12 protein-coding genes are annotated in these 12,307 nt (G+C 65.7%); all 12 read left to right on the forward strand.

The window, feature by feature from the left end; all coding sequences use genetic code 11:
* Positions 1–64 precede the first annotated feature (64 nt).
* The 12 genes from efp to rpoZ all read left to right on the forward strand — a co-directional run bounded on the left by efp (position 65) and on the right by rpoZ (position 12,299).
* The gene (gene efp, locus BLS91_RS07225) at positions 65–628 is read left to right on the forward strand and encodes an elongation factor P (protein ID WP_092107753.1); all 564 of its coding nucleotides are present in this window, start codon (positions 65–67) and stop codon (positions 626–628) included.
* Positions 625–1,044, forward strand: a complete 420-nt coding sequence (gene nusB, locus BLS91_RS07230) for a transcription antitermination factor NusB (RefSeq protein WP_092340059.1) — start codon at positions 625–627, stop codon at positions 1,042–1,044. Before efp ends, nusB begins: the two co-directional genes overlap by 4 nt.
* Positions 1,045–1,102: 58 nt before the next feature.
* Entirely contained in the window at positions 1,103–2,101 is a 999-nt protein-coding gene (locus tag BLS91_RS07235; RefSeq protein ID WP_092340060.1) for a thioredoxin domain-containing protein, read from the forward strand.
* A gap of 114 nt (positions 2,102–2,215) precedes the next feature.
* Complete coding sequence (gene pyrR / locus BLS91_RS07240; RefSeq protein WP_092340061.1) at positions 2,216–2,758, forward strand: bifunctional pyr operon transcriptional regulator/uracil phosphoribosyltransferase PyrR; 543 nt, start codon at positions 2,216–2,218, stop codon at positions 2,756–2,758.
* On the forward strand, positions 2,755–3,717 hold the full coding sequence (locus BLS91_RS07245; RefSeq protein ID WP_092340062.1) for an aspartate carbamoyltransferase catalytic subunit: 963 nt from the start codon (positions 2,755–2,757) through the stop codon (positions 3,715–3,717). The genes pyrR and BLS91_RS07245 overlap by 4 nt, the downstream gene beginning before the upstream one ends.
* A complete protein-coding gene (locus BLS91_RS07250; RefSeq protein ID WP_092340063.1) occupies positions 3,707–5,059 on the forward strand; it encodes a dihydroorotase in 1,353 nt (450 codons plus the stop codon). Before BLS91_RS07245 ends, BLS91_RS07250 begins: the two co-directional genes overlap by 11 nt.
* The gene (locus tag BLS91_RS07255) at positions 5,052–5,597 is read left to right on the forward strand and encodes a PH-like domain-containing protein (protein ID WP_092340064.1); all 546 of its coding nucleotides are present in this window, start codon (positions 5,052–5,054) and stop codon (positions 5,595–5,597) included. The genes BLS91_RS07250 and BLS91_RS07255 overlap by 8 nt, the downstream gene beginning before the upstream one ends.
* Positions 5,598–5,661: 64 nt before the next feature.
* Entirely contained in the window at positions 5,662–6,819 is a 1,158-nt protein-coding gene (gene carA, locus BLS91_RS07260) for a glutamine-hydrolyzing carbamoyl-phosphate synthase small subunit (RefSeq protein WP_241983146.1), read from the forward strand.
* Positions 6,819–10,106 carry a carbamoyl-phosphate synthase large subunit gene (gene carB, locus BLS91_RS07265; RefSeq protein ID WP_092340066.1) on the forward strand — a complete coding sequence of 1,096 codons (3,288 nt, stop codon included), beginning with the start codon at positions 6,819–6,821 and terminating at the stop codon, positions 10,104–10,106. The genes carA and carB overlap by 1 nt, the downstream gene beginning before the upstream one ends.
* Before the next feature lie 14 nt (positions 10,107–10,120).
* Entirely contained in the window at positions 10,121–11,011 is an 891-nt protein-coding gene (gene pyrF / locus BLS91_RS07270; RefSeq protein WP_276326790.1) for an orotidine-5'-phosphate decarboxylase, read from the forward strand.
* Positions 11,004–11,924, forward strand: coding sequence for a guanylate kinase (gene gmk / locus BLS91_RS07275; protein WP_092340208.1), 921 nt, complete (start codon positions 11,004–11,006; stop codon positions 11,922–11,924). The genes pyrF and gmk overlap by 8 nt, the downstream gene beginning before the upstream one ends.
* Positions 11,925–12,038: 114 nt before the next feature.
* Positions 12,039–12,299: a DNA-directed RNA polymerase subunit omega gene (gene rpoZ / locus BLS91_RS07280; protein WP_092107764.1), complete on the forward strand. Its 261-nt coding sequence runs from the start codon at positions 12,039–12,041 to the stop codon at positions 12,297–12,299.
* Positions 12,300–12,307: the final 8 nt, after the last annotated feature.

A 12,307-nucleotide genomic window follows, 5' to 3' on the forward strand; every position in this document is an offset into this window, starting at 1 on the left:
CGTAGACTCGACAAGGTGCCATTTGCACCCGCGCACCTTATCAATTGAACGGAACACCCCTCCCATGGCTTCTACCGCTGATATCAGAAACGGCGTCGTACTCAACATGGATGGCCAGCTTTGGGCCGTCGTCGAGTTTCAGCACGTCAAGCCGGGCAAGGGTGGCGCCTTCGTTCGCACCAAGATGAAGAACGTCGTCTCCGGTAAAACCGTTGACCGTACCTTCAACGCCGGCGCCAAGATCGAGACCGAAAACGTCGATCGTCGCGACTTTCAGTACCTTTACAACGATGGCGACGCCTACGTTTTCATGGACGTCGCCGACTACGACCAGATCACCGTGTCCGCCGCTGTTGTCGGCGATGCGAGCAACTTCATGCTCGAAAACCAGGCGGTGACCGTGGCGCTGCACAACGGCAACCCGCTGTATGTCGAGCTGCCAGCATCCGTCACCCTGGAAATCACCTACACCGAGCCGGGCCTGCAGGGCGACCGCTCGACCGGCGGCACCAAGCCCGCCACCGTCGAGACCGGCTACCAGATTCAGGTTCCGCTGTTCCTCGAACAGGGCACCAAAGTCAAGGTCGACACCCGCACCGGCGACTACCTTGGTCGCGTCAACGAATGAGCGCACGTACCAAGGCTCGCAAGCGGGCCATCGACATTCTGTACGCGGCCGATGTGCGTCAGATCAGCATTCCGGAGTCGCTGGCAACGGAGGCTGAGCGCGCAGCGAGCGAGCCGGCTCGACTGACCTCGTGGCTCTACGCCCGTGAGCTCGTCGACGGCGTCGTCGACCACCGGGAAGAGATCGACGAACTGATCGAGACCTACTCGCAAGGCTGGTCGCTTGCGCGCATGCCCAACATCGATCGCGCCATTCTGCGCATCGGCATCTGGGAGATTCTCTACAACGATGCCGTACCGCACGCCGTCGCCATCGATGAAGCCGTCGAAGCCGCCAAGATTCTCTCAACGGATGACTCGGCCGGCTTTGTGAACGGACTGCTCGGCAAGATCGCCCAAACCGCACCGTCGGCCTGACGACCCAACAGACTCGGCTCCTGCCGGGTTCGACTTGAAGCCAGCGAAGGACACGCACATGGATAACACCGGAACAGACGCTCCCCGCGATCAGCCGAATCCGACGAATCCGTATCAACCCGTGCCGCCGACGGGCGTGCCAGCCGGGCCGTTCGTGCCCCCGCCGTTCGTGAGTGCACCGAAGACCAACACCCTGGCCATCGTGTCGTTCGTGTCGTCGTTCTTCATCGGCCTTGTGGCCATCATCACGGGACACATTGCGCTCGGGCAGATTCGCGCACGGGGCGAGCTGGGCCGTGGCTTCGCCCTGGCCGGTCTCATCATCGGATACTTCATGGTCGCCGTGACAAGCGTTCTGCTGGTGTTGTTGATCGTCTTTGCCTCCGCTATCGGGGCGTTCCTGGTCGCCATTGACTCCAATTCCAGCTCCTTCGATGGGGGCTCGCCCACGTCGTCGGCGGCTCCCGAGTCGCCCGCGCCGCTGCCGACCGGTCAGCTCGGCGCCGCAAACTTCGACGCTGGCTATCTCGAATTCGGCACCGGCGCGGTCATCATCGACGAGTACGTCGACCCCATGTGCCCGTTCTGTGCCCAGTTCGAGCAGACCAACGGGGAACTTCTCGCTGCTGGAGTGGCGAGCGGCGACATCACGCTTCGAGTGCACTCACTCACCTTTCTCGACTCGCGGTCACAGGGCACGAACTACTCCAGCCGCGCCTCAGCGGCACTGACCTGCCAGGCCACTCTGAACCCCGACGAGACCCTCGCCTTTCTGTCGGCTCTGTTCGCGAACCAGCCCTCCGAACAGACCGCCGGGCTCAGCAATAGCCAACTCGCCGACCTCGCGCCAGGCTCGATCAGCATCGCTGACTGCCTCGAATCCGGGGATTACGAGGGCTGGTCCCAGCAGAACACCGAGGCCGCGCTGACCAAGATCGATGGAGCCGACATTCCGTCGGTTGCCGGCACGCCCACCGTGCTCGTCGACGGCGTGCACTACACCGGCAGCAACACCGACCTGGCCGAATTCCAGGCCTTCGTCGCCGCTGCCTTCTAGCGCGGTGCACCGGAAGTCGTTGGTGCGCCCACAGGGGCGTGCCAACGACTAAGCTGAACCTATTCAGACATCCTTTAATGATCCGTCCTGTGAGACGGGGAAGGAGGTCGGCATTTGGCGCACATTGTGCTCACTCAGGCTGACATCATCCGCGCGTTGACTCGAATTTCCCACGAGATTCTGGAGTCCAATCGGGGCCCGGAAAACCTCATCATCCTCGGTATCCCGACACGCGGGGTCATTCTCGCTCGCCGCATTGCCGAGATCATCCAGAGCATCGAACCCGCGGCAACGGCCGTGCGAGTCGGATCGCTTGATGTCACGCTCTACCGCGACGACCTCGCCCACGGCCGCACCCGCACGCCGTCCCGAACCGAAGTGCCCGGCAGCATCAACGGTGCCACCGTCGTCCTCGTCGACGATGTGCTGTACTCGGGCCGCACCATCCGCAGCGCCCTCGACGCGCTCGGTGATCACGGCCGCCCCACCATCGTGCGTCTGGCGGTTCTCGTCGATCGTGGCCACCGCGAGCTGCCGATTCGGGCCGACTTCGTGGGTCGCAACCTGCCGACGGCCACCGACGAGCGCATCAACGTGCACCTCGAAGAGATCGACGGCGACGAGTTCGTCTCGATCGACGGCGGGAGCAACCGATGAGGCACCTGCTGTCTACCAAGGACCTTTCCCGGGACGAAGCGATCAACCTGCTCGACATTGCCGAAGACATGGCGGATGTCGCCCAGCGGGAGGTCAAGAAACTCCCGACTCTGCGTGGCAAGACCGTCGTCAACCTGTTCTTCGAGGACTCCACCCGCACCCGCATCTCCTTTGAAGCCGCCGCAAAGCGCCTGAGCGCCGACGTGATCAACTTCAGCGCCAAGGGATCGAGCGTGTCGAAGGGTGAAAGCCTGAAGGACACCGCGCAGACCCTCGCCGCGATCGGTGCCGACGGAGTCGTCATCCGCCACCCGGCCTCCGGTGGCCCGGCGGTACTCGCCGCGAGCGGCTGGATCGACGCTGGCATCATCAACGCCGGCGACGGCACCCACGAGCATCCCACCCAGGCCCTGCTCGACGCGTTCACCATTCGCCGCCGCAATCATGGCCCGGCCTCGCGCGGCAAGGGCCTCGACGGGGTGACTGTCACCATCGTCGGCGACGTGCTGCACTCCCGGGTCGCCCGATCCAACCTGTGGCTCCTCACCACCCTCGGCGCCGAGGTCACCTTCGTGGCCCCGCCCACCCTCCTGCCGAGCGACACCTCGCTCTGGCCGGCCCGGTTCAGCTTCGACCTCGACGACGCGATCGATGCCGGCCCCGACGTGGTCATGATGCTGCGCATCCAGACCGAACGGATGAGCGCGGCCTTCTTCCCAAGCAGCCGCGAGTACTCCCGGGTGTGGGGCCTCGACGACGCGCGATTCGGTCGGCTCGGTCCGGCTAGCATTGTTATGCACCCGGGCCCGATGAATCGTGGTTTGGAGATCTCTTCGGCGGCGGCCGACTCCGCTAATTCCACCGTGCTCGAACAGGTCACGAACGGTGTCTCCGTGCGGATGGCCGCACTCTACTTGCTCTTATCCGGTGACCGGAAGGAATCAAAGAATGTCGATTGACGGTTTGCAACAGCGCTGGCTGATTCGCGGGGCGACCCTGCCGGACGGCACGGGCACGGATATCCGTCTTGATGGTGCACGCATCGTCGAGCTGGGGTCCGGCCTCTCCCCGAGCGGCGCGAGCGTGATCGACGCCGACGGGCTCATCGCGCTGCCCGGTCTGGTCGACCTGCACGCCCACCTGCGCGAACCCGGCTACGAGCACAGCGAAACCGTGCTGAGCGGCAGCCGCGCTGCCGCCCGCGGCGGCTTCACGAGCGTGTTCGCCATGGCCAACACCCTGCCGGCACAGGACACCGCCGGGGTGGTCGAGCAGGTGCTCGCCCTCGGCGAAACCGCCGGCTACGTCGACGTGCAGCCGATCGGCGCCGTCACCGTGGGCCTGGCCGGCAAACAACTCGCCGAACTCGGCGCCATGGCCTCCAGTCGCGCCCGCGTGCGGGTGTTCTCCGACGACGGCTTCTGCGTCTCTGACCCGCTGCTCATGCGTCGCGCCCTCGAATACGTGAAGGCGTTCGACGGCGTCATCGCCCAGCACTCGCAGGAACCGCGCCTCACCGAAAAAGCCCAGATGAACGAGGGCGCCCTCTCCGGCGAACTCGGCCTGGTCGGCTGGCCGGCCGTCGCCGAAGAGTCGATCATCGCCCGCGACGTTCTGCTGGCCGAACACGTCGGGTCACGCCTGCACGTCTGCCACGTCTCCACGGCCGGCTCTGTCGACGTGATCCGCTGGGCCAAGGCCCGCGGCATCAACGTGAGCGCCGAGGTCACGCCGCACCACCTGCTGCTCACCGAAGATCTCGTGCGCGGCTACGACGCCCGGTTCAAGGTGAACCCTCCGCTGCGCAGCCGCGAAGACGTCGAAGCCCTGCGCGCCGGACTCGCCGACGGCACCATCGACATCGTCGCCACCGACCACGCCCCGCACCCCGCCGAAAGCAAGGACTGCGAGTGGGACGCCGCCGCCAACGGCATGATCGGGCTGGAATCAGCGCTGTCGGTCGTGCACGCCGCGGTCGTCGCGACCGGGCTGCTCGACTGGGTCGACATCGAACGTGTGCTCTCCCGTGCGCCCGCTCACATCGGGCGCGTCACGGGTCAGGGCAACCCGATCGCGGTCGGGTCGCCGGCCGAACTGACCCTGTACGACGCTGCGGCCACCCGAGTGTTCGGCCGCGCCGACCTCGCCGGCACGAGTACAAACTCCCCGTACCTGTCAATGACCCTGCCGGGCGAGGTGCGCGCAACGTTCCACCGGGGCTACGCCACGGTGCTCGATGGTGCAGTGCGCAGCAGCCTCGAGATAGCCGGTCACGCGAGCGGAGTACTCACTCATGGATAGGTCCATCCCCGCCATCATCACAGCGCTCGTCCTGCTCGGCGTCCTCGTGCTCATGTGGCGCAGCTGGCGAAAGCGCAGCCGGCGAGACGCCGGGCTCAGTGCCGGCTACCCGATGCCAGGCAGCGCCGCAGTCGAGCTGGCCAGGGCCGAGGCCTACTACGTGGCGACCACGCCCCGCGACGCACCGCTCGAGCGCCTCGCCATCCGTGGCCTGGGCTTTCGCGCCCGCGCCGCCCTGACCGTGTCCGAGACCGGCGTGGTGCTGGATCTCGACGGCAACCAGCCGGTGTTCGTCTCGGCCGCAGCCATCGACGCGATCGGCGCCGCCCAGGTCGCCATCGACCGTGCCGTCGAAACCGACGGACTCGTTCGTCTGAGCTGGCGACTGAACTCGGCCGCCAGCACCGACGACCGCCGTGCCGTCGACAGCTTCTTTCGCATCATCGATCCCAATGATCGCGCTCGCCTCGTCGACTCGATCCGAACCATTATCGCCGCGCGCACAGATCCGGCCCATCAAGACGAAAGTGAGGCCTGACGTGCCCGACTCCACCGCACCAGACCAGCCCGCAGCATCCGTTGCGCTGAACGCCACCTTCTCCGTGACGGACAAGCCCGGCCCAGCCGTACTCGTGCTTGAAGACGGTCGCCGCTTCGTGGGCCGCAGCTACGGCAGTGAGGGGCAGACCCTCGGCGAGATCGTCTTCGCCACCGGCATGACCGGCTACCAGGAGACCCTGACCGACCCGTCCTACGCCGGGCAGATCGTGCTCATGACCGCCCCGCACATCGGTAACACCGGCATGAACGATGAGGACATGGAGTCCCGTCAGATCTGGGTCGCCGGCTTCATCGTGCGGGAACCCGCGCGTATCGCCTCCAATTATCGCGCCACCCGCACCCTCGACGATGATCTCGAAGAGCAGGGCGTGGTCGGGATCAGCGGTATCGACACCCGGGCGATCACCCGTCACATCCGCTCCGCGGGCGCCATGAGGAGCGGTATCTTTTCCGGTGATCTGTTCGGCCTGTCCGAGAGCGAACAGCTCGAACGGGTGCGCTCGGGCGCTGCCATGCGCGGCCGCAACCTGTCGCTCGAGGTCTCGACCGTCGAACCCTTCTCCATCCCCGCCGTCGGAGAACGTATCGGCTCCGTCGCGGTGCTCGATCTCGGCGTGAAGACCAGCACGCTCACCTACCTGGCCGAGCGGGGCTTCGAAGTGCTCGTGCTGCCGCAGTCGGTGACCGCAGAGCACGTTTTGTCGCTGAAGCCCTCAGCCCTGTTCTTCTCGAACGGACCCGGCGACCCGGCCGCCTCCGACGCCCACGTCACCCTGCTGCAGGAGGTGCTGCGCGCGGGCATCCCATACTTCGGCATCTGCTTCGGCAACCAGCTGCTTGGCCGGGCGCTCGGCTTTCGCACCTACAAGTTGCCGTTCGGCCACCGGGGAATCAACCAGCCGGTGCTCGACAAGACCACCGGGCGGGTCGAGATCACCTCGCAGAACCACGGTTTCGCCGTCGACATGCCCATCGAGGGCATCCACGACTCCCGCGCCGGCTTCGGACGGGTTGAAGTGAGCCACTACAGCCTCAACGACCAGGTCGTCGAAGGCATCCGCTGCCTCGACATCAACGCCTTCTCGGTGCAGTACCACCCGGAGGCCGCCGCCGGCCCGCACGACGCCAACCACCTTTTCGATCGATTCAGAGACGTTGTGCTGGCTTCGCAGAGCGCCAATGCAGGAGAAACCAAATAATGCCCAAGCGCGACGATATCAACAGCGTTCTTGTCATCGGCAGCGGCCCGATCGTCATCGGCCAGGCCTGCGAGTTCGACTACTCCGGCACCCAGGCCTGCCGCGTTCTGCGCGAGGAGGGCGTACGCGTCATCCTGGTCAACTCGAACCCGGCCACCATCATGACCGACCCCGATTTTGCCGATGCCACCTACATCGAACCGATCACCGCCGAGATTCTTGAGACGATCATCGCGAAGGAACGACCGGATGCGATTTTGCCCACCCTGGGTGGGCAGACCGCCCTCAACGCGGCCATCCAGCTGCACGAGCGCGGAATCCTTCAGAAGTACAACGTGGAGCTGATCGGCGCGAGCTTCGACGCCATCAACAAGGGCGAAGACCGCATGATCTTCAAGCAGCTCGTGCTCGACGCTGGCGCCGACGTGGCCCGCTCGTACATTGCCCGCACCGTCGAGGAAGCGATCGGCTACGCCGATGACCTCGGCTACCCGCTCGTTGTACGCCCCTCCTTCACCATGGGCGGCCTCGGAAGCGGCTTCGCTTACACCGAGGTGGAACTGCGCCGCATCGTCACTGACGGCCTGCACCACAGCCCGACCACCGAGGTGCTGCTCGAAGAATCCATCTTGGGCTGGAAAGAGTACGAACTCGAGATGATGCGCGACACGGCCGACAACACGGTCGTCGTTTGTTCCATCGAAAACGTCGACCCGGTCGGCGTGCACACCGGCGACTCGATCACCGTCGCCCCGGCGCTCACCCTGACCGACCGTGAATTCCAGCACCTGCGCGACATCTCGATCGACATCATCCGCGCCGTCGGCGTCGACACCGGCGGCTGCAACATCCAGTTCGCGATCAACCCGGTCGATGGCCGCGTCATCGTGATCGAGATGAACCCGCGGGTGTCGCGTTCCTCCGCCCTGGCCAGTAAGGCGACCGGCTTCCCGATCGCCAAGATCGCCGCCAAACTCGCCATCGGCTACCGCCTGGATGAGATCCCCAACGACATCACCGGAGTCACCCCGGCGAGCTTCGAACCCACGCTCGACTACGTCGTGGTGAAGGTTCCGCGGTTTGCGTTCGAGAAGTTCCCGGCCGCTGACCAGCGGCTGACCACGACCATGAAGTCGGTCGGCGAGGCGATGGCCATCGGTCGCAGCTTCGCCTCCGCCCTGCAGAAGGCACTGCGCTCGCTCGAAAAGCGCGGCTCGAGCTTTCACTGGGGCGCGGAGACCCGCTCTGTCGAGGAACTGCTCGCCGCCGCCGAGATTCCCACCGACGGCCGCATCGTCACCGTGCAGCAGGCCCTGCGCCGCGGCGCGACAATCGACGAGGTCTTTGCTGCGACCAAGATCGACCCGTGGTTCATCGACCAGATCGTGCTGATCAACGAGATCGCCGAGCAGGTCAAAGCCGCCGACCGACTCGACCGCGACGTCATGATCCTCGCCAAGGACCACGGCTTCTCCGACGCGCAGATCGGCGAACTGCGCGGCTTTGGCGAAGCGGATGTGCGCACGGTGCGGCACATTCTCGGTGTGCGCCCCGTGTTCAAGACCGTCGACACCTGCGCGGGGGAGTTCCCGGCCCTCACGCCGTACCACTACTCGAGCTATGACACCGAGACCGAGGTTGTCGCCAGCGACCGCCGCAAGGTCGTTATCCTCGGGTCCGGACCGAACCGCATCGGGCAGGGCGTCGAATTCGACTACTCCTGTGTACACGCCTCCTTCGCCCTGTCGGACGCCGGATATGAGACCATCATGATCAACTGCAACCCGGAGACGGTCTCCACCGACTACGACACCAGCGACCGACTGTACTTCGAACCGCTCACCCTTGAAGACGTGCTCGAGGTCATCTACGCTGAAAGCCAGAGCGGCGAACTCGTCGGCGTGGTCGTGCAGCTCGGCGGCCAGACCGCGCTGAGCCTGGCCCGCGGACTCGAAGCGGCCGGCATCCCCATTCTTGGCACCACGCCCGACGCCATCGACCTGGCTGAAGAGCGCGGCCTGTTCTCGAAGATCCTCGACGACGCCGGCCTGCTCGCCCCCCGCAACGGAACAGCGATCGACTTTGCCGGCGCCGTGGTGGTGGCCGAAGAAATCGGCTACCCGGTGCTCGTTCGCCCGAGCTACGTGCTCGGCGGACGCGGCATGGAGATCGTCTACGATTCCCCATCGCTGGCCGACTACTTTCAGCGCATGGCCGGACAGGGAATCATCGGGGCGGGGCATCCGCTTCTGGTCGACCGTTTTCTCGACGATGCCATCGAGATCGACGTCGACGCCATCTACGACGGCCACGAACTGTACATCGGCGGCGTCATGGAGCACATCGAAGAAGCCGGCATCCACTCCGGCGACTCGAGCTGCACCCTGCCGCCGGTCACCCTCGGGCGCGCCGAAATCGACCGTGTGCGCGAAGCGACCCTCGGCATCGCCCGCGGTATCGGAGTGAAAGGCCTGCTCAACGTGCAGTTCGCCATCGGCGCCGGAGTGCTCTACGTGCTGGAAGCCAACCCGCGCGCCTCGCGCACGGTGCCTTTCGTCGCGAAGGCACTGGGCATCACCCTCGCCAAGGCAGCCGCGCTCATCATGGTCGGCACGACCATCGCCGAGCTGAAGGCGGAGGGCAAGCTGCCGCTCATCGACGGCTCCCGCGTGCCGATCGAAGCGCCGGTCGCCGTGAAGGAAGCCGTACTGCCGTTCAACCGGTTCCGCACCCCCGAGGGCCTCGTGGTCGACTCCATCCTCGGCCCGGAGATGCGTTCCACCGGCGAGGTCATGGGCATCGACCGCGACTTCCCGCGGGCGTTCGCCAAAAGCCAGCTCGCCGCCTACGGCGGAATCCCGCTTTCCGGCACCGTGTTCGTGTCGGTCTCCGACCGCGACAAGCGAGCGATCATCCTGCCGATGCTGCGCCTGCAGCAGCTTGGCTACGAGATCACCGCAACCATCGGCACCGCCGAGGTGTTGCAGCGAAACGGCATCCGCGCCCGCGTCGTGACCAAGTTCAGTGAGAAAACCGACGAGGACGACGTCTCCATCGTCGAGCTCATTCGCCGCGAAGAGATCCAGATCGTCATCAACACCCCCGGCGGCAGCACGGCACGCGCCGACGGCTACGAGATTCGTGCCGCCGCAGTGGCCGGCGACCTGCCGCTGTTCACCACGATCGCCGAACTCAGCGCCGCAGTAGCCTCGATCGACTCGATTCGCGACGGGTTCGAGGTGACCTCGCTTCAGGAATACGCCACGGCCCGAACCGCTCTGCTGTGAACAGCGGCCGTGCTGTGAGCCCGGTTTCCTTTGGTGACCGGCTCGAGCGGATGTTTGCCACTTACGGCCAGCTCTGCGTGGGCATCGACCCGCATTCCTGGTTGCTTGGTGAGTGGAACCTGCCCGACACCGCGGCCGGCGTCGAATCGTTCGGTCGTGCCGTCGTCGCGGCTGCGGCCGGCCGGGTGGGTATCGTCAAACCGCAGGTCGCCTTCTTCGAACGCTTTGGTTCGGCGGGCTTCCTGGCGCTCGAACGCGTGCTGGCCGACGCCCGGTCGGCCGGCCTGCTCGTGATCGGCGACGCCAAACGCGGCGACCTCGGCACGAGCGTCGAAGCCTACGCGCAGGCCTGGTTCACGCCCGGTTCCCCGCTCGAAGTGGATGCCCTCACCCTCGCCGCGTACATGGGTGTCGGTTCGCTCGACTCACCACTCACCCTCGCCGCATCGAACGGCAAGGGTGTGTTTCTGCTGGCCGCGACCTCCAACCCCGAGGCCGCGGACGTTCAGCGGGCCATCGTGGCCGACGGTCCGTTCCAGGGATCGAGCGTCGCCCGGGCCATTCTCGACGACGTGGGAGCGCGGAACGCGCGGGCCGGCCCTAGTGCGGCATCCGCTGGTCTGGCGACCGGTCTCGGGTCGATCGGCGTCGTGCTCGGAGCCACTCTCGACCTGGCCGCCTTCGGCATCGACGTGCTGCGGGCGCCGACCGAATTTCGAACTCCCGTGCTCGCCCCCGGTTTTGGTCACCAGGGAGGGAATATTATGGATCTGACCTTGATATATGGTGAATACGCCGGAGGGGTTATCGTGAGTGAATCGCGCAGTGTGCTCTCGGCCGGACCCCACCGGATCGAAGAAGCCATTGAGCGCCGAGTAACCGAAGTAGGTGCCGTTCGTGGCTGAAAACCGTCCCACCCCGCCCGAAGTCGACCGGGTGGCTGCGTCGCGCGCCGCCGTCGCTGCCAGGCGAGCCCGCGCCAAGGTCAAAGCCGAGGTTGCTTCGGGCGAACGAACCGCCCTCGAGGTGCTCGCCACCGCGATCAAGGACCCGATCGGGGTCGAGGGGCGGCTGCGAGTGACCGAGCTGCTCGTGAGCATTCCGGCCATCGGTGTGACCAAGATGCAGCGCATCATCCATCGGCTCGAAATCTCGCCGTCTAAGCGGCTCGGCGGCCTGGGCCGGCACCAGCGCGACCGGCTGCGGGACTTTCTCTCCGAACGGCCCACGCTCCGGCACGGCGTAGCCGACTCCAAACTCATCGTTCTCGCCGGCCCCACCGCGGTCGGCAAGGGCACCGTCGCCGGCTATATCCGGGAGAACTACCCCGACGTGCTGCTCTCCGTCTCGGCCACGACGCGCGCACCGCGCCCGGGGGAGACCGAGGGGGTCAGCTACTACTTCGTCTCCGACGACGAATTCGACCGCATGGTCGCGGGCGGCGAACTGCTCGAGTGGGCCAAGGTGCACAACGCCTACCGCTACGGCACCCCCCGCGGCCCGGTTGATACGGCCATCGCAGCCGGCAACAGCGTGCTGCTCGAGATCGACCTGCAGGGGGCTCGCGCCGTGCGCCGTGCCATGCCCGAAGCCCGGCTGGTGTTCCTGCTGCCGCCGAGCTGGGACGAATTGGTGCGCCGCCTGATCGGCCGCGGCACCGAAGATGCCGCCGAACAGGCCCGTCGACTCGAGACCGCCAAGCTGGAATTGGCGGCCCAGGGCGAGTTCGATTACCGCGTGATCAACCACGATGTCGGCGACGCCGCCCGTGAGGTCGTAGACTTGATGGAGATCCGCGCTGCATCCAGCATGCCGTAGCGCACGTTTCTGCTGAATTCTTGCGTGTCTCCGGGCACGTATACCGCTCATGTTTTCGTTTAACAACAGATTCGCACTGGCCTCAGGCCGTGCTCTATTAGGAGTGTGACACCAATGGCGAACAAGCCCACTGGCATCATTGACCCGCCCATCGACGACCTGCTCTCCAAGGTCGACTCGAAGTATGCCCTCGTGATTTTCGCGTCCAAGCGTGCGCGTCAGATCAACGACTACTACGCCGACCTGCACGAAGGCAGCCTGTTCGACAACGTCGGACCGCTCGTCGACTCGACCGTCGAAGACAAGCCGCTCTCGGTGGCCCTGCGCGAGATCAACGACGACAAGCTCGTTTCCCGCCCGATCGTCGAGGCCTAGAGCACTAA

It is taken from the genome of Cryobacterium flavum, from assembly GCF_900103805.1.
Classification (GTDB): domain Bacteria; phylum Actinomycetota; class Actinomycetes; order Actinomycetales; family Microbacteriaceae; genus Cryobacterium; species Cryobacterium flavum.

Bases quoted from the DNA above. Each gene is read 5' to 3' on its own strand.
- efp (WP_092107753.1), top strand. From the start codon at position 65: ATGGCTTCTACCGCTGATATCAGAAACGGCGTCGTACTCAACATGGAT.
- nusB (WP_092340059.1), top strand. From the start codon at position 625: ATGAGCGCACGTACCAAGGCTCGCAAGCGGGCCATCGACATTCTGTAC.
- BLS91_RS07235 (WP_092340060.1), top strand. From the start codon at position 1,103: ATGGATAACACCGGAACAGACGCTCCCCGCGATCAGCCGAATCCGACG.
- BLS91_RS07245 (WP_092340062.1), top strand. From the start codon at position 2,755: ATGAGGCACCTGCTGTCTACCAAGGACCTTTCCCGGGACGAAGCGATC.
- BLS91_RS07250 (WP_092340063.1), top strand. From the start codon at position 3,707: ATGTCGATTGACGGTTTGCAACAGCGCTGGCTGATTCGCGGGGCGACC.
- BLS91_RS07255 (WP_092340064.1), top strand. From the start codon at position 5,052: ATGGATAGGTCCATCCCCGCCATCATCACAGCGCTCGTCCTGCTCGGC.
- carB (WP_092340066.1), top strand. From the start codon at position 6,819: ATGCCCAAGCGCGACGATATCAACAGCGTTCTTGTCATCGGCAGCGGC.
- rpoZ (WP_092107764.1), top strand. From the start codon at position 12,039: ATGGCGAACAAGCCCACTGGCATCATTGACCCGCCCATCGACGACCTG.